The 23,929-nt window shown below is 37.6% G+C and carries 16 protein-coding genes; 15 read left to right on the forward strand and 1 reads right to left on the reverse strand.

Features of this window, described 5'->3' with window-relative positions; genetic code table 11:
- Positions 1–13 precede the first annotated feature (13 nt).
- The 15 genes from ACTJKC_RS17605 to ACTJKC_RS17675 all read left to right on the forward strand — a co-directional run bounded on the left by ACTJKC_RS17605 (position 14) and on the right by ACTJKC_RS17675 (position 20,270).
- The gene (locus ACTJKC_RS17605) at positions 14–3,595 is read left to right on the forward strand and encodes a SusC/RagA family TonB-linked outer membrane protein (protein ID WP_440793927.1); all 3,582 of its coding nucleotides are present in this window, start codon (positions 14–16) and stop codon (positions 3,593–3,595) included.
- 11 nt (positions 3,596–3,606) lie between these two features.
- Positions 3,607–5,184: a RagB/SusD family nutrient uptake outer membrane protein gene (locus tag ACTJKC_RS17610; RefSeq protein ID WP_440793929.1), complete on the forward strand. Its 1,578-nt coding sequence runs from the start codon at positions 3,607–3,609 to the stop codon at positions 5,182–5,184.
- A gap of 1 nt (position 5,185) precedes the next feature.
- Positions 5,186–6,079 (forward strand): zinc-binding metallopeptidase, encoded by an 894-nt coding sequence (locus ACTJKC_RS17615; RefSeq protein WP_440793931.1) that lies wholly within the window; start codon positions 5,186–5,188, stop codon positions 6,077–6,079.
- A gap of 11 nt (positions 6,080–6,090) precedes the next feature.
- Positions 6,091–6,960 (forward strand): DUF4302 domain-containing protein, encoded by an 870-nt coding sequence (locus ACTJKC_RS17620; RefSeq protein WP_440793933.1) that lies wholly within the window; start codon positions 6,091–6,093, stop codon positions 6,958–6,960.
- 262 nt (positions 6,961–7,222) lie between these two features.
- On the forward strand, positions 7,223–7,786 hold the full coding sequence (locus ACTJKC_RS17625) for an RNA polymerase sigma-70 factor (RefSeq protein WP_440793935.1): 564 nt from the start codon (positions 7,223–7,225) through the stop codon (positions 7,784–7,786).
- Between the two features lie 63 nt (positions 7,787–7,849).
- Positions 7,850–9,010 carry a FecR family protein gene (locus ACTJKC_RS17630; protein ID WP_440793937.1) on the forward strand — a complete coding sequence of 387 codons (1,161 nt, stop codon included), beginning with the start codon at positions 7,850–7,852 and terminating at the stop codon, positions 9,008–9,010.
- A 341-nt stretch (positions 9,011–9,351) separates the two neighbouring features.
- A complete protein-coding gene (locus tag ACTJKC_RS17635; RefSeq protein WP_440793939.1) occupies positions 9,352–12,966 on the forward strand; it encodes a SusC/RagA family TonB-linked outer membrane protein in 3,615 nt (1,204 codons plus the stop codon).
- 8 nt (positions 12,967–12,974) lie between these two features.
- On the forward strand, positions 12,975–14,447 hold the full coding sequence (locus ACTJKC_RS17640) for a RagB/SusD family nutrient uptake outer membrane protein (RefSeq protein ID WP_440793941.1): 1,473 nt from the start codon (positions 12,975–12,977) through the stop codon (positions 14,445–14,447).
- Positions 14,448–14,466: 19 nt separating this feature from the next.
- Complete coding sequence (locus tag ACTJKC_RS17645) at positions 14,467–15,807, forward strand: zinc-binding metallopeptidase (protein WP_440793943.1); 1,341 nt, start codon at positions 14,467–14,469, stop codon at positions 15,805–15,807.
- 23 nt (positions 15,808–15,830) lie between these two features.
- Positions 15,831–17,150 (forward strand): DUF4302 domain-containing protein, encoded by a 1,320-nt coding sequence (locus tag ACTJKC_RS17650; RefSeq protein ID WP_440793945.1) that lies wholly within the window; start codon positions 15,831–15,833, stop codon positions 17,148–17,150.
- Positions 17,151–17,355: 205 nt separating this feature from the next.
- On the forward strand, positions 17,356–17,739 hold the full coding sequence (locus ACTJKC_RS17655; RefSeq protein WP_440793947.1) for a hypothetical protein: 384 nt from the start codon (positions 17,356–17,358) through the stop codon (positions 17,737–17,739).
- A gap of 103 nt (positions 17,740–17,842) precedes the next feature.
- Positions 17,843–18,115 (forward strand): hypothetical protein, encoded by a 273-nt coding sequence (locus ACTJKC_RS17660; protein ID WP_344852598.1) that lies wholly within the window; start codon positions 17,843–17,845, stop codon positions 18,113–18,115.
- 4 nt (positions 18,116–18,119) lie between these two features.
- Positions 18,120–18,518: a hypothetical protein gene (locus tag ACTJKC_RS17665; RefSeq protein WP_025144077.1), complete on the forward strand. Its 399-nt coding sequence runs from the start codon at positions 18,120–18,122 to the stop codon at positions 18,516–18,518.
- Positions 18,519–18,647: 129 nt separating this feature from the next.
- A complete protein-coding gene (locus tag ACTJKC_RS17670) occupies positions 18,648–19,310 on the forward strand; it encodes a DUF2461 domain-containing protein (protein ID WP_440793949.1) in 663 nt (220 codons plus the stop codon).
- 120 nt (positions 19,311–19,430) lie between these two features.
- Positions 19,431–20,270, forward strand: a complete 840-nt coding sequence (locus ACTJKC_RS17675; protein WP_344852601.1) for an OmpA/MotB family protein — start codon at positions 19,431–19,433, stop codon at positions 20,268–20,270.
- A gap of 894 nt (positions 20,271–21,164) precedes the next feature.
- On the opposite strand, the gene ACTJKC_RS17680 is transcribed toward ACTJKC_RS17675, so the two are convergent.
- Complete coding sequence (locus ACTJKC_RS17680; RefSeq protein ID WP_344852602.1) at positions 21,165–23,699, reverse strand: hypothetical protein; 2,535 nt, start codon at positions 23,697–23,699, stop codon at positions 21,165–21,167.
- Between the last annotated feature and the right edge of the window lie 230 nt (positions 23,700–23,929).

The following is a 23,929-nucleotide window of genomic DNA, read 5'->3' on the forward strand; positions in this document are numbered from 1 at the left end:
AAACAACCAAACTATGGAGAGAAATTTCTACAAAAGAAATGCTGTGCTAAGTTGGGGCCGAATGGTCACGCTTATCTGTGCGATTTTTTGGAGTGTTTTGGCCAAAGCTGATGCTCAGCAAGCCAAATTGCAACCCGAAAGATTAGAAAACTATCTGAAAAAGATAGAACAAATTTACAAGCTGAGTTTTGTGTACGATGCATCTGAGATCAGTAAAATGATGATCCTGGATGTACCACCCAAACTAAGCTCATTACAAGAATCACTTGATCAGTTAAAGCAAAAAAACATTGGCTATACCAGGGTAGGTAGTCAGGTAATTCTTAAAATCCAGCCATCGGTATCCAAAATGAAAGAGATTACCGTTAAAGGCCATGTTAGAGATAAAAAAGATAATTCTACCATGCCTGGCGTAAGTGTTCGTGAAAAAGGTTTGCCAAATGCTGTTTCAACAAACTCATCCGGCGAATATCAGATCAGGGTAAAAGATGGTGCAATACTGGTTTTTTCATCTGTTGGTTATAAAACAATAGAAGTTGCAGTTAACGGCAGAACAACAATTGATGTATTAATCGAAGATGACGCCGGACAATTAAAAGATGTTGTTGTTACCGGTATCGGCGGCACAGTAGATAGAAAGACCTTTACAGGTGCAACTACTAAAATATCTGTTAAAGATGCCGAACTTGGTGGTTTGCCCGATCCAAGCAGAATGCTTGAGGGTAGGGTAGCCGGTGTAAGTGTACAAAATACCACCGGAACATTTGGAACAGCGCCTAAAATCAGGGTACGTGGTGCAACGTCAATTTATGGAAGTTCGAAACCTTTATGGGTAGTAGACGGTGCTATTTTAGAAGATGTGGCTGATGTTTCTGCCGATGATCTTTCGAGCGGCGACGCACTTACCCTGATCAGTTCTGCTGTAGGTGGCATAAATGCTAACGATATAGAATCATTTCAGGTTTTAAAAGATGGTTCAGCTACCTCTATTTATGGTGCAAGGGCTAAAGCCGGGGTAATTGTAATTACAACAAAAAGAGGACGTGCAGGCTACAGTTCGCTTAATTATGTGGCCGAGCTTACTTCAAGGGCTATCCCTTCTTATAACACGTTTAACATCATGAACTCACAGGAACAAATGGGAGTTTATCAACAGCTTTTTCAAAGAGGCTGGCTAAACTTATCTGATGTTTCAAATGCTTCTTCGAGCGGGGTTTATGGTAAAATGTACCAGTTGATAAACTCTGGTCAGTTGTTAAATACCGAAGAAGCACGTAATGCTTATTTAAGAGAGGCTGAATATAGAAATACGAACTGGTTTGATCAGTTGTTTAGTACAGATATTATGCAGAACCATTCGTTAAGCATTACTTCGGGTACAGATAAATCTCAGTATTATGCTTCGGTAAGTGCACTTACTGATCCGGGATGGTCTAAACAATCGCAGGTAAAAAGATATACTGCCAATTTAAATGCAACGTATAACATATCTGATAAACTTAAACTAAACATTTTAACAACAGGTAACTACAGGATTCAAAAAGCACCAGGTACACTTGGCCAGTCTACCAACGTGGTAACCGCATTAGTTAAAAGAGACTTTGACATCAATCCCTTTGCCTATGCTTTAAATAGTTCGCGAACACTTGATCCTAACGAAACCTACACCAGAAATTATGCGCCGTTTAATATCTTAAAAGAGCTGGAAAACAATTATATGGATATCAATGTTGCTGAGCTTAAATTTCAGGGGCAGTTAAACTGGAAAGCCATTAAAAATGTAGAGCTAAGTGCTTTTGGTAGCGTAAGGTACCAGCAAACTTCGCAACAGCATTACGTTAAAGATGAATCTAACCAGGCAATGGCTTACCGTTCAATGGGAACAACGGTTATACGTGATAATAATCCATATTTATATCGCGATCCGTCTGTGCTTTATGCAGTGCCAATATCAATTTTGCCTTCAGGTGGTATCTATAACAGAACAGATTATAAAGCCCTGGTAAACGATCTGCGTGCCAATGCCAAGTATCACAATAAATTTGCCGAAAAACATGTACTTGACGTAGAAGCAAGTGCTTCGGTTAATTCTATCCAAAGGAACAACAACTGGTATAGAGGCTGGGGCTTACAGTATGGTTTAGGTGAAATTCCATTTGTTGATTACCGCGTTTTTAAAAGAGGTCAGGAAGAAAATAGTCAATACTATTCTGTTGGTAATACCAGAGGTAAAGAAATTGCTTTCTTTGGAAAGGCAGCATATGCTTACGACGAGAAATATAGTATTGAGGTAACCGGCAGGTATGAAGGATCGAACAGATTAGGTAAGAGTACATCAGCAAGATGGATGCCTACGTGGTCTGTAGGAGGATTATGGAACGCGAGCGAAGAAAATTTCTTTAAAGATTTAAATACACCGATATCTACTTTAACTTTCAGAACTTCTTACAGCTTAATGGCAGACCGTGGACCATCTAATGTAACCAACTCATTAGTGGTAATTCAAAGTTATAACCCATGGAGGCCAAGTACAACAGATAATGAAACTGGTTTACAGATCAGCGATTTGGAAAACTCTGCTTTAACTTACGAAAAACAGTACGAATTAAACTTAGGGATGAACTTTGGCTTGTTCAAAAACAGGTTAAATGGTGAAGTTAACTTTTATAGAAGAAAACAGTTTGACCTTATCGGCCCAATAAATACACAGGGTTTAGGCGGACAGATCAGTAAATACGGTAACGTTGCCAATATGAAATCAGGTGGTTTAGAAATCGCACTTTCCGGTACAATCATTAAAACGCCGGATTTCTCGTGGACATCTACTTTTAACTACACCCATGCAACTACTAAAGTTACCAATCTGGAGAACAGGCAACGGGTTATCGATCTGATCACTGGTAATGGTTTTGCCATTAAAGGTTATCCGGTAAGGTCGTTATTTTCTATTCCTTTTGTTGGTTTGCAGGCTGACGGTTTACCAGTATTTACAAATGCAGATCAAACCACAACCGTTACAGGCGTATATTTCCAAAACAGAACAAATCTTGATTTCTTAAAATATGAAGGACCAACAGATCCAACTGATTTAGGCGGTTTTGGTAACGTTTTTACTTATAAAGGATTTAGCTTAACACCATATATTACCTACTCTTTTGGTAATGTAGTGCGTTTAAACCCCGTATATAAAACAGATTATTCAGATTTAGATGCTACAACAAGAGAATTTTATGATGCATGGACTGTTCCGGGTGAAGAACATGCCACCAACATCCCGGTAATTTTAGATACCAGATTTATCCGCAGTAACAGTCAATACAGCTATGCCTATAATGCCTACAATTATTCTTCTGCTACAGTGGCTAAAGGAGATTTTGTGAGGTTAAAAGATATTTCACTTACTTACCAGCTGCCTAAGACATTTTTAGCCCGTGTAAAGGTGGCTTCAGCAAGTTTGAGGTTTAATGTTTCTAACCTGTGGCTCATTTATGCAGATAAGAAGTTAAACGGGCAAGATCCCGAGTTTGTAAATTCAGGTGGTGTAGCATTGCCTTTAGCAAAACAATATACGCTAACCTTAAAATTAGGACTTTAAATTTTATTAATATGAAAAAGAAATTTATATACATCGCACTTAGTGCAGTTATATTATTTAATTTTTCTTCGTGTAAGAAATATTTAGATGAATTGCCAGATAACAGGGCCGAATTAAATACAACTGATAAAATATCACGGTTATTGGTTTCAGCCTATCCTACTAATGCTTATGTGGTAACTACAGAACTAGCGTCAGATAATGTTGATGATTACGGGCCTAATTTTACGAGTTCGAGGTTAACTGAGCAGATGTATGGCTGGCAAGATATTACTGAAACCAGTAACGATGGCATTGAAAGAATCTGGGGGGCTTGTTACAGTTCAATTGCAAGTGCAAACCAGGCGCTTACGGCCATAGAAGAGTTAGGTAATCCAAGCTCATTAAACGCAGCCCGAGGCGAGGCTTTGGTAGCAAGAGCTTATGGCCACTTTATCCTGGTAAATGTATTTGCTCAACATTACTCGCCTGCCAATTCTGCCACCGATCTGGGCATAACTTATATGACCAAGTCAGAAAATACCTTAAATCCGAAATATACCAGGAATACGGTAAAGGAAGTATATGATTATATCGTACAGGATTTAGAAGCTGGTGTGCCCTTAATCAATGATGCATCATATGCAAATGCAAATGCTGCAAAATTCCATTTTAACAAATCGGCAGCCAATGCATTTGCGGCAAGAGTTTATTTATACATGGGGCAGTGGGCAAAAGCAGTAACTTATGCCTCTGCATCATTCGCCAATTCGCCAACCAGTTATGTTAGAGATTATGCTAAAATTGCATCCTACGCTGCATCATTTTCAGATATGGCGCGTGAGTATAATGGAAGCGGAATTAAAGCCAATTTTTTAATTACACCTTCATTTTCTACCATGGGAACTCTTTTTGGAGGTTATAGCACCTTATCGAGGTTTGTGCCCGGTCTGGCAATTTCAAATAACGAAACCATAGCAGCAAAAGGCCCGTTCGGAACTTTCAGTACAACTGGTTACAGGCTTAAGGCATTTTCATATTCATCAAGCAATAACAAGGTGCTTTTTGCTCATTTAAGTTATCAGTTCGAATATACCGATCCGGTTGCACGTACAGGTTATGCTCATGGGGTATTTACGCCTTTTACGTTCGAAGAAGCTTTGCTTACCCGTGCTGAGGCCAATATTCAGCTAAAAAACTATACCGCTGCATTAGCAGATATGCAGTACTGGGGAAGTTTTACCTATACAACTGCCAGTTTACCAACGCTAACCGAAACAAGCATTAATAACTGGGCAAATTCTTTCGCCTACTTTACGCCAACAGCCCCAACACCAAAGAAAAAGTTAAATCCCGAATTTCCAGTTGAAGCCGGAACACAGGAAAACATGTTGCACGCACTTCTATTTATGAGAAGGATCGAAACTTACAGTGCAGGTTTAAGGTGGTTTGATGTTAAAAGATACGGTATTGAAATTACCAGAAGAAGTACAACAGGCGCGGTGGTAAATAGTGTTTCAACAAATACTTTGATTATCAGAGACCCAAGACGGGCGATTCAATTGCCACAAGATGTAATTGCAGCAGGTTTAACCCCTAATCCAAGATAATATGAAAATAAAATATAACCTGGTATGCTTAGTGCTGATTAGTCTGATTTACACCTCATGTAAAAAAGAAAAACTAAGCGAAGAAAGTGTTTTTGTAAATTCACAGCTCCCAAAAAATGCTTTAGATAACTACATCTATAATAATTATACGGTTCCCTACAATATCGATATCATTTATAAATATGTCGACAGGGAATCCGATCAGACTTACAACCTGGTACCTGCAACCTACGACGGTTCGATCAGGATGACTAAATTACTGTTAAACTTCGGTTTAAAGCCATATGATGATATTACCGGAAGCAAAGCTTTTATGAGGGCTTATTTTCCGAAAATTTTAACTTATATAGGTACTTCATCTGTTAAAAGTAACGGTACAATCGTATTGGGAACAGCCGAAGGAGGCAAGAAAATCAACCTGTACAACTTAAATAACCTGGCCGCAAATTCAACCAGCATCAGTTATTTAAACAAGTATTATTTTCATGTTATCCATCACGAGTTTCAGCACATTCTAAATCAAACCAAACCATTCCCTACAAGTTTTAATACCATTTCCGGGGTTGGTTACGTGGGAGATGTATGGAACACAACCTATGTTACCGATGGAGCTGCAATTGCTGCCGGCTTTATTTCTCCATATGCCTCAAAAGAATCAACAGAAGATTTCGCTGAGCTGTATTCATTTTATATTACTTTATCTGCAAGTGAATATACCGCCTATTTAAATTCGACAGGAAGTACAGCTGCAGGCATAGCCATTATTAACACCAAAATGGAAGTTGTTAAAACATACATGAAAAATGAATACGGTATCGATATGGATGCATTACGTGCAAATATTCAGGCTAAAGTTGCAGGCCTGTCCACATTCGATCAAACAACTTTACCTTAATTAGAAGAATTATGAAAAAACAATATTTATTGATAACGGTATTAGCTGTTCTTTTATTTACAGGTTGTGATAAAAAGAAAGACCGGATATTTGAAGATAGCCCTGCGGCAAGGCTAAATGCCAGTATTAACGATGCATACAGTGCTTTAAATGGAAAAAAAACCTGGATTTTCAGCTTTTATCCTGGGGCAAATGTTGAGTATGGAGGATTTAACCTTTTTCCTAATTTCACCACATCAGTTGATGTAACCTTACAGGCTGATTATGCTACAACCACACAAAGCAGTACGTTTAAGGTTTATGCAGGTTCTGGTCCTATATTAACGTTTGATTCCTATAATTCCATTATTCACTATTTTTCGTTACCCGGATATTACACCGGCAACAGCACCAGTTTAGGTATTGGTGCCTCTGATAGTGGTATGAAAGGAGAATTTGAATTTTTAGTGTTGAGCTCAAGTCAGGATTCTATGGTATTAAAAGGTAGAAAATACGGCAATGTAATGAAGATGAGGGCCGTTGCATCCGATCAGCTTGCAACGATTATTACCAGTTACAAAACAGCTAATACTAAATTTAATACCTACAGAGGCTTTGCTATCGAAGTTAATGGAAAAACATTACAAGGAGTGCCAACACTTGCAACGGTAAATGGTACTTCAAGGCCAAACCGTAGTTTTACTTTAGCTACTACACCAGCACTAACCGTTTCTTATATTGTAACAGATACAGGAATCGAATTTTATAAAGAATATACAGTAGAAGGTGTTAAAGTAAACAAATTAACATTTTTTGCTGCAACTTCTCAATATCCCTTAGGTTATTATGCAAACAGTAACAATACGTTTAAAATGATTCCCAGATTAACAACAGCGCCATAAGCTCATGTTTTTAACCTAAAAACAGTTTTGGATTTTAAAAAACCTCGCCCTAAAAAAGCGAGGTTTTTTATTTTATTCCATGCAGCTATCAAATCAAATTGTATATTTATAGATATATCTACCTAATCTATATGAGGCTATGCGTTTTACTTATTCTATTAGGAACGCTTCGTAAACAAACCAATTATAAACTCGGTTAGGGAGTTGGAAGGATTTATTTTACAATATGCGCTTTAAAGATTCTGAGGGTGAAAAAATACTTGTGAAAAAAATTGTTGAAGGAGATGAGCAGGCTTTTTCTGTCTTGTTTTTCAAGTATCTTCCTGTGCTTCAAATATTCGCTACAAAGTTCACCAAATCTGATGATGCTGCCGAAGAAATTATTCAGGATGCTTTTTTAAGGGTTTGGCTAAACCGGGATAAATTAGCAGAAGTAGAGAATGTAAAAGCATATCTTTATAAATATGTATCTAATGAGTGCCTGAGCTACCTGCGGAAAAAGCTTAAAGAAGATAAAGTGATGGACGCTTTTACCAATAAGCAGCCAAATAGCCACAATAACACCTCGGAAGAGATTAATTTAAACGAAATTACCAAGATTATTGCTGTGGCAGTAGAAAAATTGCCCGAACAGCGCAAAAATATTTATCAGTTAAGCAGGCGTGACGGTAAAAGCATTCCTGAAATTGCTGAAATACTCAATATTTCGCCAAATACCGTTAAAAATGCCCTTGTAATATCGCTTAAATCGATAAGGTTGCATTTAAATCAGCATGGAATTACATTCGTTTTTCCTATTGTTTGCTTCTTTTTTAAAATAAAATAAAAAAAAGTAAAATCCCGATAGTCCTGATTTTCTTTAGCGGCTTCTTAGTATCAGAATCTTTATATGGAAGAACGCATACCTTATCTATTACAACAATTTACGGCTAAAACATTAAGCCCTGCAGAAAGAGAAGAACTTTTAGCACTGGCTGATCATGGCAATCCGGTTCTTAGCGGCGAAATCGTGAAAATGATTGTTGCAGAGGAGGAGAATGCTGTTGATATTGTTGATGAAAAATGGAATCCGGTTCTAAATAAAATTCTCACTGTAGATAAACCAGCCCGCTCACCCCGTAAAATGCTGATGAATACCATAAAATGGGCCGCTGCTGCAGTTGTATTTATTGTTTTATCATTTACTGCTTACATTTCTTTAAATAAAAAGAAGGAGCACGTTTTTGCTACTGATGTTGCTCCTGGTAAAAACAAAGCTATTTTAACTTTAGCTAACGGGAAAAAGATTTCACTTTCTGACGCCACCACCGGTAACATTGCAGAGGAAGCAGGCTTTTCTATCACCAAAACAGCTGATGGCCAGCTGGTATATAACATTGCAGAATCAGAAAATGTTGAAGATACACGGTTAAATACCATTTCTACCCCCAACGGAGGTGAATGGCAGATCCGTTTACCTGATGGTTCAACCGTCTGGCTAAATGCAGCATCTTCTATCAGGTACCCTTTAAATATAGGTACAGCTAAACAGCGTGTGGTAAAACTTGATGGTGAAGCCTATTTTGAAGTAGCTAAAGATAAATTACATCCATTTATTGTAGAAACCGATAAACAATCGGTAGAGGTTTTGGGTACTCATTTTAATATTAACAGCTATAACGACGAAATTATAACCAAAACAACCTTGCTTGAAGGTAGTGTACGTGTTTCGCAGAAAAATACTAATCAAAGCGAAATATTAAAGCCCGGAGAGCAGTCTATCTTATCCGTTTCAGGCATTGATGTAAGAGGAGTTGATGTAGATGAGGCAATAGCATGGAAAAATGGCTATTTCATGTTTAATAACGAAAAACAGGTAAGCATTTTACGTAAAGTAGCCCGTTGGTACAATGTAGAAGTAGAATATGCCGATCCGGAAGCAAAAGAAGTGATGTATTACGGCACCGTAAGCCGTTTTGAAAAAATATCGAAGGTGCTCAGAAAGTTTGAACAAACCGGAGAAGTACGTTTTGATATTAAAGGCAATAAATTGATTGTCTACAAAGAATAAACGAGAACAGATGAAGAAGTAACTAACCTTTATCTCTAAAAATAACTAATTAATCAACTTTAACCTAACTGAACAACCATGAATAAACTTCGACAACACTCCTGACCATTCAATGCTGGATAAATAAAAAAAGGAGTGCTTGCAACACCCCTTTTATATCTGTTTAGCTATTCCGTAAGCCGGAATCGATTAAAATCAATTTATTTCTTGGATAACCGCGAAACGCTTTTTGGCGTCCAAACTTTATTGCGTTCCGCACAAAAACAGACTATTAAATGTACAAAATTTATATTAGAATTTTATGTACGCATCGACGCTACATACCTAAATTGCTATTAATTATGAAGTTAGTTACGGTCATATTACTTGCCTCTTTAATGCAGGTAAGTGCAGCTTCATTTGGCCAGCTGGTTACATTAAAGGAAAAAAATGTAACATTAGAAAAAATGTTCAGGGAAATCAGGCTGCAATCTGGTTATGATGTGCTATTATCTACCAACAAAATTAAAAGTACTACCACTTTTAACGCCAATTTTAGCAATGCTACTATCGACGAGGTAATGGCAAAGATTACTTCCGGAAATGACCTAAGCTACACCATTGAAGATAAAACCATTTTAATTATACCTAAAGAAAAATCGATTATTGATAAAGTGATCGGATATTTTGTTGCGGTAAAAGTAAGTGGAAAAGTAAGGGATAAAAACGGCGCCGTATTACCTGGCGTAAGTGTAAGGGAAAAAGGTGCTGCAAATGCGGTATCAACCAGTGCTGCAGGTGATTATGCAATTTCTGTTAAAGAAAATGCAACTTTGGTTTTTAGTTACATTGGGTACAAAACACTTGAAGTAGAAATTGGTTCGCGCACTGTGGTTAATGTAACTTTAGAAGAAGATGCTGCACAGCTTAAAGAAGTAAACGTAATTTCAACAGGTTATCAGGATCTGAATAAAAAACTTTTTACAGGTGCTGCCACTGCATTAAAAGCATCTGATGTGAAACGTGATGGTATTACCGATATCAGCAGGATGCTTGAAGGCCGGGTAGCAGGTGTTTCCGTGCAAAACGTTTCAGGAACATTTGGAGCTGCTCCTAAAATCCGTGTGCGTGGTGCTACTTCAATTTCAGGAGATAACAAGCCGCTTTGGGTGGTAGATGGTGTGATTTTAGAAGATGTGGTGAATATTTCAAACGAACAGCTATCATCTGGTGATGCCAATACGTTAATTGGTTCATCGGTAGCAGGATTAAACGCTGATGATATTGAGAGCTTTAATATTTTGAAAGATGCAGCAGCTACCGCACAATATGGTGCAAGGGCAATGAATGGTGTGGTTGTTGTAACCACAAAAAAAGGTAGAAATACAGAAGGAAAGCCTTTGGTATCATACACTGGTAACTTTTCAAGCTATTTAAAACCTTCTTACAGCAATTACGATATCTTAAATTCTGCCGACCAGATGAATGTTTATCTGGAAATGCAGAGTAAAGGTTGGTTAAACCAGGGAGTTACTGCAAATAATGCAAATGGTGGTGTGTTTACCAAAATGTACAACCAAATGTATATTTACGACGCAGCAACAAACACTTACGCTTTAAGAAATGATTTTCCTAGTCAAAAAGCATATTTACAGCGTTATGCTAATGCCAATACAGATTGGTTCGATGTTTTATTTAAAAATTCTTTATTACAGGAGCATTCTTTAAGTGTAACATCCGGAACAGATAAATCTAAATTTTATGCTTCAACAAGTTTTTTAAATGATAACGGCTGGACGATTGGCGATGGCGTTAAGCGTTTTACCGGTAACTTAAGAGGAACATTTAAGTTAAGTGAAAAATTAACATTCGAATTATTAACTCAGGGTTCTGTGCGTGATCAGGTTGCGCCGGGTACATTGGGCAGAAACAGTAATCCGGTTTTTGGAACATACGACAGGGATTTTGATATTAACCCATTTAGTTATGCGATAAATACCAGCCGTGTTTTAACCCCATACGATGCAAACGGCAATCTCGAATATTTTACTAAAGATTATGCTCCGTTCAATATTATCGATGAGTTAAAAAATAATACATTAGGCCTTACTCAAATCGATTTTAAAGGTCAGGTAGGTATTAAATATAAAATAATTAAAGATTTACAATATTCATTTGATGGTGCCTACCGCTTTGCTAAAACAAATCAGGAGCATAAAATCACTGAAAATTCGAATCAGGCAAAAGCTTATCGTGCTGGTGTGGCAGAACAAAATCCAACCATTCTCAACAATAACCGTTTCCTTTACAGAAACCCAGATAATCCGAATGCTTTACCAGTTTCAGTTTTACCATTTGGTGGTTTTTACAATACTGTTGATGATAATATTACCAATTATTATTTCCGTAACTCACTAGAGTATAATAAAACCTTTAATGAAGATCACCTGGTAAATATTTTTGCTACTCAGGAGTTAAGGTACATTAACCGTCAGCATAAAACTTTTGATGGCTATGGCTATCAATACGATCAGGGTGGTGTGCCATTTATCGATCCTAATATTGTAAAGCAGAATGTGGAGTCTAACTTCAACTATTACAGTATGAAATATAATTACGAGCGCTATTTAAACTATTCTTTAAGGGCAGCTTATTCTTATAAAGGTAAATATAGCATCAATGCTACAGGCCGTTATGATGGTTCTAATTTATTAGGAGAATCGCGTACGGCAAGATGGTTGCCTACCTGGAACGTATCAGGTGCGTGGAATATCGATACTGAAAACTTCATGCAGAAAGAAAGCATTAAAAAAGTGTTAAACCGTGCAACTTTACGTGCAACTTATGGTTTAGTTGCAAGTTTAGGCCCTGCTACAAATTCCAGTTTGGTTCTTTTGGCACAAGGTACACGCAGGCCATACCTATCTGAAAAAGAAACAGCCTTGTTTATTTCCGGCTTAGAAAATTCTCAGCTGACATTTGAAAAAATGAATGAATTAAACTTAGGTTTGGATTTAGGCTTTTTTAACGATCGTTTAACCTTGACGGTTGATGCCTATGATAGAAAAAGTTACGATCTGATCGGATCAATCAGAACATCTGGTATTGGTGGTGAGCCGGTTAAAGTTGCCAACTATGCTGATATGAAATCGAGAGGTATTGAGGCAACAATTGGTGCATCAATCGTCAAAAAAGAAGATTGGGGATGGAATACCCAATTAAACTTTGGACACAATACTTCAAAAATTACCAACTTACAAAATCAACCTTTAATATTTGATTTAGTAAATTCTGATGGTGGTGCGCAATTGGGTTATCCACAAAGAGGTTTGTTTTCTATCGATTTTCAAGGTTTGAGCCACGACAATGGTGTGCCTCAATTTATTAAAGAAGATGGTACAGTAGGAACAAATGTTTATTTGCAGAGCGACGTAACCAAATACTTAAAATACGAAGGCCCGATTGATCCAACCCTAACAGGTGGTTTTTACAACTCGTTCAGATATAAAGATTTTACTTTCAGCGCATTGGTAACTTTTAGTGCCGGCAATAAAGTAAGGTTAAATCCAGTTTTCAAATCGAGCTACAACGATTTAGATGCAATGTCATCCGTTTTTCTTAACAGATGGGAAATGCCTGGTGATGAGTTGACGACCAATGTGCCATCAATTCTTGACAGAAGACAGGTTGCGCAACTGGATGGATACCCTTATAACAATTACAATTACTCATCGGCGAGGGTTGCAGATGGTGGCTTTGTGAGGTTGAAACAAGTTTCGTTAAGTTATAATGTTAAACCTGCATTAATCAGCAAGTTTGGTTTCAGAACAGCTTCATTAAGTCTTATTGCGAATAATGTGATCTTAATTTACTCAGATAAGGCGCTGAACGGACAAGATCCGGAATTCTTTGGAACAGGTGGTGTGGCCTTGCCAATTCCACGTCAGCTTACTTTATCATTAAAAGTTGGATTTTAATTTATAACATGATGAAAAAAATATATAGTTCAGTATTATTAATTCTTGCAGTTACTTCTTTTAGTGGTTGTAAGAAATATTTAGAAACTGCTCCCGATCAACGTACCAAATTAAATACCCCTGAAAAGGTAGGTGAGCTTTTAGCCACAGCATATGCACAGGCAGATTATGTTACTTTTGCTGAAGCTGCTTCTGATAACTCTGAAGATAAAGGTGTTAATGTTGGTGATATCGCAGTTGAAAATCAGGATGCTTATTTGTGGAGAGATGTAAATGGTAGAGACACCGGAACGCCAACCAACTTTTGGAATGCGAGTTATACTGCTATAGCTGCAGCTAACGCAGCTCTTGAAGCCATAAATAGTATGCCAGATCAAACAGCATATCTGGCTTATAAAGGTGAGGCACTGGTTGCCCGTGCTTATGCACATTTTATGCTGGCAACCTTTTTTGCAAAAGCATACGATCCAACAACATCGAATGATTCTCCGGGTATTCCATACGTAACCGTACCTGAAAAAATAGTTTTCGGTCAGTACACCCGTGGAACAGTTGCTTCAACTTATGCAGCAATAGAGAAAGATCTTTTAGAAGGTATGCCATTATTAAAAGATAATGCATACAAAGTTCCGAAATATCATTTCAATCAGGCTGCCGCGAATGCTTTCGCTGCCAGGTTTTATTTATTCAAAAGAGACTATGCAAAAGTGGTAACCTATGCTACTGCGGTAGCACCAAGCGGTAGTTTTGCAACGATTATCAGGCCATGGAATACACGTTATTATGCGGCATCAGCAAACGAGTTTCGTATTGCATTTACCCAAGCTGCTGAGCCTTCAAATTTATTAATTACTGAAGCGGCATCTAGTTGGGCACGTAATCAGGCCTTTTACCGTTACGGAATGGGCTTAACATTAAACGCAGCTTCGTATCAGCCAAATGTAACCGGAACAAGCTTTACTTCTCAAAAAGTATTGAATTATGGTGTACCCAATTATACATTCTATAAATATCTAGAATTATTTATCCGTACAAGTCCTAATGCAACTATAGGTTTCCCTTACACCATGATGATCCAGTTTACTACCGATGAAGTTTTATTAAACAGGGCAGAAGCTTATGCAAATTTAGGACAGAATACCTTAGCATTGGCCGATTTGAATACATTCGTGAGCACAAGAATACAAAGCTACAACTCAACCACAAATGGTGTAACATTGGCAAAAGTTGCTTCTTTCTACAATACAAACGATCCTAAAGAAGGATTAGTAAAAACAGTTCTAGACTTTAAAAAGCAAGAATTTGCTCAGGAAGGTTTACGCTGGCTGGATATTGTAAGGTTAGGTTTAACTGTAAGACACAACATTAAGGCGGTAGACAATTCTGATACTTTTGTAACACTTGCACCAACTGATCCACGACGTTTATTTCAACTTCCTTCTGAGGTTAAATTATCAGGTATAGACCAAAATCCTAGATAGTATTATTAAATATAGAAATATGAAAAAGATATTTAAAATAAGTTTGTTGGCACTGGTTGTAACTATTGCCGCATCATCTTGCAAAAAGGATAAAACACTTAACGCAAATTTAGATGCAATTGACAGAAATAATACTGCAAAATCAGATATTGATAACTGGTTGACCACCAATTATCTTAATCCTTATAACATTGAAGTGAAGTATCGCTTCGATCCTTTTGAAGCTGATTTGGACAAAGATATAACCCCTCCCAAAGAAAGCCAGGTAATCCCGGCGATGGAGACGGTTAGAGACATCTGGATAAAGCCTTATGAAAAAGTAGGCGGTCCGAATTTTATGAAGATATACACACCCAAGCAGTTTTACCTGGTGGGTAGTCCATCTTATAATGGTGACGGTACCATTACTTTAGGTACTGCAGAAGGAGGAAAGAAAATTGTTTTATATGTAATCAATAATTTCTCTAAGAGTAATACTGCAGCTACTTCAGAAATGATACATGTAATTGAACATGAGTTTACACATATTTTGAATCAAAAGGTGGCTTATGATGTAAACTTCGATCTGGTAACCAAAGCAGATTATACCGCAAACTGGAACATCCCAAGTGAGGCTACTGCCAGAACTTTAGGTTTTATTACGCAATATTCACGCTCTAATCCGTTAGAAGATTTTGCCGAAATGACTTCTATTATGTTACAATATGGTAAGGTAAAATACGATGCAACAGTTAACGCCTTAACAGCTGATTCTCGAACAAAGCTTCGCAAAAAAGAAGCATTTGTTGTAGATTATTTCAAGAAGGCGTTTAATATTGATTTCTACGCGCTTCAGGCTGAAGTTACTGCTGCTACAGATCGTAATGCACCACCACTATATACTGCAATAGGCACAGGGAAAACCTACACAAGTCTTGTAGCCAGTCCTTCTACGCAAACGCCACAATCTCCTGAGTTTTTAGCTCTTTGGAATACGGCTAAGACGGCGATGACTGCTCAGGGCTTTGGTTTAACTACCTATTCGATGTTATTCGGGGCCAATAACCTGGTTACCATCAGATATACTTTTACACAAGGTACAAGTACATTTAGTGGTGATGCAGACTATACGATATCATTTGATGCAAATGGAACAGCAACACTAACATTAAACAGTGTGCAACCAACTTCAGCAACTTATAGTAATTATGGCATTATTAAAACATCGCTTGCCGGACTTGCTGCTTATGTGGCTAATAATAAATTCAAAATAGATTACGCACCAAACTTCGTTCCTGGAACTAAGGGTTTGCCAGGTGCTTTTGGTGCATTCTATAAATCCACTGATCCAACATCATTCATTATTGGAACGCTGAATTAATTTTCATACTTAAAAATATAAACATGAAAAAATATATATTATATGCCCTGCTTTCTGTTGTACTATTTAACAGTTGTAAGAAAGGCATAGATCCAGGACCAGGAGAAAGGCCGGAAGAAAGAACGGAAGCCGCACTAACGGCTTATAAGGATGCTTTAACAGGTAATACTAATGGATGGAAAGCATTGCTTTTTCCATCAGGAGGCGGCGTGTACTTATTCTCAATGAAATTTGGTACCAACGACAGAGTTAATATGATATCAGACTTCACAACAGCTGCAGCATCAACAAGTGCTGAGAGTAGTTATCGGTTAAGATTGCAACAGGCACCATCGTTACTTTTTGATACTTATTCTTATATTCACTTGTTAGCCGATCCGGATCCTTCAGTTGCAGGAGGCCAGGGAGGACAGGGGTATAAATCTGATTTTGAGTTTTACTTCGATAAAACTTCAGGCGATACCATTAAACTTATAGGGAACAGATTAGGAAGTAAGTTGTTTTTGGTAAAAGCTAAAACAGCTGCAGAATACGATGCATTTCCAAAAGGTACAAACGATGTATTGTCAAAATTAGGACAGCTAAGAACTTATTTTAAAAGGACTACCATTGGTGGGGTTGAATGTGAAGTTAAAGTTGATCCAACCAACAAACAATTAACTTTTACCTACTATGTTAATGGTGCAGCTGTCGTTGTAACCGGAGCTTTTTATGTGGACGGAACAACAATGGTATTTCTTAATCCAATTACGATAGGTACTGCGACTATAAGCCAAATTAAGGACACAAGTTTTGATGCTACAAACAGGGTTTTTGCAGGAACAATAAATGGTACTGCCTTCTCATTGAATGAGGCTATAGCTCCTTTAAAATTCGACGCAACTGCCGCACAAAAATGGTACAATCAAAAGGCTTTAAACTTTAATGATTGCTGGGTTTCTGATAAAGCTTTTCATGCTAATGGCGTTGATGATTTTTGTAATTTCAGAAGTGTTCCTGGTTATACAAATTTATGGTATGCGGGAGCTTCAGTGTTTGGTGGTGCCAATGATGGTTTAATCGCTTTTACAACCGGACTAGTTGCCCCTTATGCTTTTTCAGTAACACCTGTTACTGTTATTAGTGGTATTGCCAGATTTACACTGGTTTCAAGCGCCGGAACGTTTACAGGAACTGCACCACTGGCTGTTTCAATGACAGCTGCAAGAGCTCTTCTGTATGGTGGGGCAACAGCAGGTAGTTCTCAAGATTGGTACCTAATTCCTACCTCTCCTGATGGACTTCGTTACGATATGGTACGTAAATCTGATGCGCAAGTTTGGATTAGCTGGAGACCTAGATAGGATATATTCAATAAATTAATATATGCTCTTAAAGCCCTTACCTTAGAAAGTAAGGGTTTTTTATTAAGCTCATTTAACGTTTTATTTAGTGAGTACTTTTTAAGACTTTAATTTATAGATTATTTGTAGCTGAAAAATTGCTTTTTATTTTATTCTCAAAATTGTATATTTATCTATATATCAAATCCTTATAAAATTATTGTTTATGAAAAAAAATCTATTAATTCTCCTGTTAGGGGTGTTTTCTATTGCTGGATTATCGTCGTTTCAATCAGTTTCTAAAAAGAATTTGCATAAAACAGAACCTGTTTTAATCAGTTTAGGTGTTGACGGTTATTTTGGCGAATTGTATTTTGATGATGCAACAGATCAGTTTTTAAGCGGAAGCGTAATGAAAGAAATCCCGAATAGTGGAGGGGCATTTCGAGTTTATACCATAAACTCGGTAGGAGGCAATTTGGTACGCTCATTATTAAGTAATCAGATTAGCCATTTTGAAGGGAATATTTACGGAACATCGGCAGGAGGCACGCTCTCAGTTACCTTAACATTAAACTCAGGCAATAATGCGGCATTAATTGCTCAATAAAATAAAGCTTCAAAAATTTAAAAACCTCACCCTAAAAAGTGAGGTTTTTTTATGACATAATTTTTAAACCCCTCCAAACGTTTTATGCTTATATTTGTAACTCATGAAGAAGAAAGCAATTTTTATCCTGTTTGTGCTGGTATTTACCTTTGCGGTAAGCCCTAATTTACATGCACAATGTTCTATGTGTACCATAAATGCCGAGCAGGGTGTTAAAAATGGCAATACACAAACGGCGGGTTTAAATACTGGGGTATTGTACTTATTGTCTGTTCCATATTTAATGGCAATAATTGTGGGGGTAGTTTGGTATAAAAAATACCGTAAAAAGAATATCCACCTCAATATGAAAAAAGAACCTTTTAATTTAAATTAAAAACGTGGAGGGGCAAACTTCAAAGTTATATGCCATTGTGCATTGTAAATGCCCGCATTGCCGCAGGGGAAACATTTTTACCGGCAGCATGTACGGCTGGAACATTCAGCATACCAAAGAAATATGTGGTCATTGCGCACAGCGGATAGAAATCGAACCCGGTTACTTTTACGCCGCCATGTATGTAAGCTATGCAATGAACGTAATCGAAATGCTTTTTGCCAGTTTCATTACCTATTTAATTTTCGGACCGCTTACTGATGCTACTTTCTGGCATTATCTGATCGTCATTTTTGCAGGTTGTTTTATCCTGTATCCCTTTAATTACCGTTACTCGAGAATTATATTGCTTCATGTTTTGTCGCCTAATATCAAATACAAGCCGTATTATGATAAAGGTTAATTGTTTAAATTGTATAAACTGGTTAACTGTTAGATCAAACAATTAACTGATAAACGAGTTTGAAATTTGTGGCTGGCCTTTGAGCCGGTTAACCGATTAAAACAATTAACCAGTTAACCATAAAACTTTATGCTTAAAAAAGAAACGCTAAATTTTATAAAAGACGTAGCCGAAAATAATAACCGCGAATGGTTTGCTGCCAATAAAGAAGTTTACGAAACTGCAAAAGCTGATGTGCTCGGGCTTGTGGCCGCGCTTATTCCAGAGCTGGCCAAAGTAGATCCGTTACTTTCGGCAGAGGCAGATCCTAAAAAAAGCCTTTTGCGCATTTACCGCGATGTACGTTTTAGTAAAAATAAAGATCCTTATAAAAATAATTTCGGTATCTGGTTTTCGGCAAAAAGCAAGGGAGGCAACGAGCCGGGTTATTACCTGCATATCCAGCCGGGCAAGGGTTTTCTGGCTGGTGGCTACTGGATGCCTGAAGCGTCACATTTAAAATTGATCAGACAGGAAATTGACTATAACATCGGCGATTTCAAAGAAATCATCAACGAAAAAGATTTCAGGAAAATTTTTAAGCTAGGTGTTGATAATGCGCTTAAAAATGCCCCGAAAGGATATGATCCGGCAGATCCGAACATCGAATTTTTAAAACTGAAAAGTTTCGAGGCCACTACCAAAATCAGCGATGAAGAATTTTTAAAACCGAACCTCGTTAATAAGTTGATAAGTTCTTTTAAAACAGTACAACCATTAGTTGCATTTTTACGGAACGCAATAGATGGTTAACTGTATAAATCGTATAAATTGGTTAACTGTTTTGGCGCTAAGCAACAATTAACCAAATCTGGCTATTAGCCATGAACCATCAACTAATGACCAGTGAACCAATTAACCCCAAATAACACAATGAAAAATACCTTTCTTGCCTTTGCCGTTCTCCTCTTTTTTTCTTCACTAACCTCCTGTGTGGTGCTGTCTCCTAAAAAGTACAAAGCTTTATTGGGATCGAAAGATTCACTTTATACCGCTTTTAACGAAGGTTTAATTAAAATCGAAAATCTTGAAAAAGAAGTTGCCAAACTGAAAAAGGATACTACATTAATGGCCGAAGAGCTTCGCGACCTTCAAAATAGCTACAATACCGTTGATGCGAACTATAAAAAACTGAAAAACAATTCTTCAAGCGAGATCACCAAGCTATCAGGCGATTTAGCTGCCCGCGAGAAACGTTTAAAAGAAGTGGAAGAAGTGCTGCGCAAACGTGATGAGGCCACCAACTCGTTAAAAGAAAAACTGCAACAGGCTTTATTGGGCTTTACCAAGAGCGGTTTAACTGTCGAAATTAAAAACGGTAAGGTTTATGTTTCCTTAACCGATAAACTCTTATTCCCTTCAGGAAGTATCATTATTGATGAAAAAGGTAAACAGGCTTTAACCCAATTGGCCAATGTATTAAAGCAGCAGCCCGAAATTAATATTGCAGTTGAGGGCCATACCGATAACCAGAAAATAAATAATTTGGGGCAGATTAAAGATAACTGGGATTTAAGTGTACTCAGGGCAACATCAGTTGTACGTTATTTAACGGAGAACGAAAAGGTAGAGAGCGTGAGGATGACGGCTACCGGTAAAGGCGAATTCCAGCCATTGGGTACCAACGCAAATGCCGAGGGCAGAAGCAAAAACAGAAGGATTGAAATCGTGCTTTCTCCTAAACTGGATGAACTTTATAATCTGATTAAGTAACTTAAGTTGGCAGTTTACAAGTCCGCTAACCGATATATAAAAGCCTTGCAACAATTGCAGGGCTTTTGTGTATAGATTTAAATTTTTTTAAGAATTAGAAAATGAAGGTGCAGTAGTACTTAGGATTTTGCAGTCCCGCCATTCGCTACAATCTTTTTGTGCTACTGTAGAGCTGAAGTACGAAGCCTCTGTTTCATAGGTTGCAGATGCTTCGTACCTCAGCATGACAGCAATATTCATGGTTGCTGCCAACAAAAAGTATTTTCGCTGCTGTCGGGTTTAGGAACAAGGGCTTGTGCACCCTGCAACCTTAAAAATGAAAAGCTGGTTTTGCCGCATAGCCCCGGTTGAAGCGTTACCCTACAGCAACGAGGCACGAGGAAGCGAAGCGTAAAGCGAAAAACGGGAAGAAACTTATTGCTTTGTACAGGCCTTGCGCTCCAAACCAAAAAAGTGTTAACATTTAAATCGGTTTTTTAAGGATTAGAAAATGAAGGTGCAGCAGTACTTAGGATTTTGCAGTCCCGCCATTTGCTACAATCTTTTTGTGCTACTGTAGTGCTGAAGTACGAAGCCTCCGTTTTATAGGTTGCAGATGCTTCGTACCTCAGCATGACAGCAATATTCAGGCTTGCTGCAACAAAAAGTATTTTCGCTGCTGTCGTGTTTAGGAACAATGGTTTATGCACCCTGCAACCTTAAAAATGAAAAGCTGGTTTTGCCGCATAGCCCCGGTTGAAGCGTTACCCTACAGCAACGAGGCACGAGGAAGCGAAGCGTAAAGCGAAAAACGGGAAGAAACTTATTGCTTTGTACAGGCCTTGCGCTCTAAACCAGAAAAGTGTTAACATTAGAAAATGAGAAACTTATAGTTTTTGAAGAAAAAATCCTCTTTTACAGGTTTTGGTGCCTGCGGTATGATTTTAAAATCTTAAAGGTATGCTCAAATTCACTGCCACTCAGGTTCGAATAATCTGGCATAGAAAGTTTGTGTACGGTTAAAAAATTAAGCAGTTCTTTAATTACGTTTGATACTTCTTCTGATTCTTCTGTGTGTTTTAGGGTGTCGATTTTACTTAGCAATAGCGAAATCTCGAACATTTTAAAATCGTTCCGGTTTGTAATTTCGAGTCCAGCATTGGCTTCTATCAGGGCCTGTTCATAATTGTTCGTTGCATTATAAAAGTTTGCCTTAAAAATACTAAAGCTGGCCAGTATAAAATTGGTATGGTAGGTATAATCGCTGCTGATGATCTTATCTACAAACTGCATAATGCGCTGTGCTTTTTTAAAATAGTTGAGCTTTATATAGGTTTGGCCCAAATGAAGCAATAGAAATGGCGAGAAAACGGAATACCTGATGTAAAAAATATTCGGATATTTGCTTAAAATGGCCATAATAAAGCGATGGCATTCTGCATAGCTTTTTTGCGAGAAAAGCGTAATCAACACCAGGCGGTACGATAAAATTTCAGTCGCGGTGATTTCTTCATTTTTCCGCGGGTTGCTTCTGTCTATTTCCTGGCAAAGTTTAATAATTTTATCTTCAAGGGTCTTACTTTCGTTGGGTTTGTTAACCAGGTTATTGTAGAAATAGAGGATTAAATCGTAAGGGTTGATCGGAAAGAGCTCATTCAGTCTTTTGTAATTCCTTTTCAGGAGTTGCATGGTATTGGCCAGCGATACTTTATCTACATCAATCAGGTTTACATTGCACTCTATTACATGCAGCATAATCTGGATATCTTCGTTAAGTACATTTTCCGAAATGGTTTTGATCGTTTCTTTGTAAAGTGTACTCATGGTACGCCCTGAGGCCATAATGTCAACAAAATCGACATCGATACTTAACTTATTAAAGTTCGAATTGGGCTTGCCGAGTTCGAATTTGGATACATAACAAATAAAATCGAAAGCACTGTTTTTCTCCCTGTTGGTAAAGGGAAGTTTGAAAATGTTTTTTAATGCCGCAATTTCATTTCTGTTGATGCAAAACCTGATCGACCAGTTTAAAATATGGTCTCTGCGCGAATTTTGTGCCGGAAAACTGTTTAAAATATACTCGAAAAATGATTTTCCGGGTTTATATTCAAACTTATCGGTAATCTGGATAAAAAGAAAATATGTATAAATATCGTCGCTTAAAAAACGGACAATCTCGGTCGGAATGGTTGTACTTAACCGCTTTTCTTCAATAATAATCCCCGCGTGCAAAAGTTCTTCATAAGCATCAGGATAGCAGTTAATGTAGCTTAGGATCTTTTCTTTTGATACCCTAAGTTTTTTGTTCCCTTCTGAAATACAATCGCTTATTTTTTTGAGCAGAAATATCTTTTCGGTACTCTTTTTAGCAAGGAATACGCGTTTTTCTAAGAAATAACTGATTAATTCGTAACACAATAAAGGATTACTCAGCTCGAGATGGTGGTTTTCATCTTTGAGTTTGAAATAAACCTGCAACCAGAATGGCGTTTTAAACTGGGCCAGCAGGGGAGGGCTTACATCAGATCTGTTAATGATTTTGTTTTCGATGTGGCTGAGGGTGTACAAAACCTCATCGGCATTTAAGGGCGGCACATTGCTTAAGGTATCTTCATCATAAAACAGGCCCGTGTACCAGGCCTTGGTTAAAGATGCAGATCCGTAAATGGCGGGCTGTAAATTAATCCAGCTATTGGTGCGCAGTCCGAAAACAAGCTTAACAAAATTGTTCTCTTCTATGCTGTATAAAAAATCTATAAATGTTTTAAAATAATTGCTTCTGGCCAACAGTTCGTCAATGCCATCCACAATAATGATAAACCGGCCTTCACGTTTTTCGGGGTTTTTCTTAAAAAAACCGATCAGTTCGCTCAGGCTTCCAAACTTAAATTCTTTTAAAAACCAGTCTTTTAACGTTGCTCCGCTTTGCATAATGGTATTGATGCTTGTAGAGTTTACCATTAAAACAATGTCGTTTTTATAGAGGGCATTTTCTGAAAAGAAAAAATACTCCACCATGTGCGCCAGCAAAATTGATTTCCCCTGGCCTGGCTGTGCACTTACCGTAGTAAACTGGTAGTTGTTTTTTAAAAAGTAATCAAAATCGGGATAGAAAAAGCTTCTGTTCGCCGTGGCATTAAACGGAACACCAGAGTTGTTTTTTTTTGCAATTAACGATACGTCGGTAATGGCATGTGCTTTCAGCTTTAAATCCTGCCATACACTCTGAACAGAAGTGGTTTGGTTTTCCTTGTCTTTACAAAATGCATCCCAGTCATTGTAGCCGATATACTGCGAAAGGCTGTTCAGCGTGAACAACGAAAATTTATGTAGGGTATTGGCGAAGCCGAAGAAGCGCTTAATAGTAGTTTCACTTACGTAGTTCTTGGTTTCTTGAAATACATACTCGGAGATAATCTTACAATGGGCTGGGTCGATGTTTCTCAAACCAGATTTTATTAGGACAAACTTCCTGAGTTCGATAAGGAGATCGTTAGCGTTCATGAATTGACTGATGGGATGACTAGCGCTAATGTCATCATAATTTCACAATTGAAGAAATCTATTCACGAAGAATGGTCTGTATGAATAAAATGAATGAAACGCATTTCATAAAAATGAATAGCAATGGATAGGATAGGTAGCTATTCTAGATATAGATTTGTCATAATTATATA

Source organism: Pedobacter sp. 22226 (assembly GCF_052045455.1).
Taxonomy (GTDB): domain Bacteria; phylum Bacteroidota; class Bacteroidia; order Sphingobacteriales; family Sphingobacteriaceae; genus Pedobacter; species Pedobacter jeongneungensis.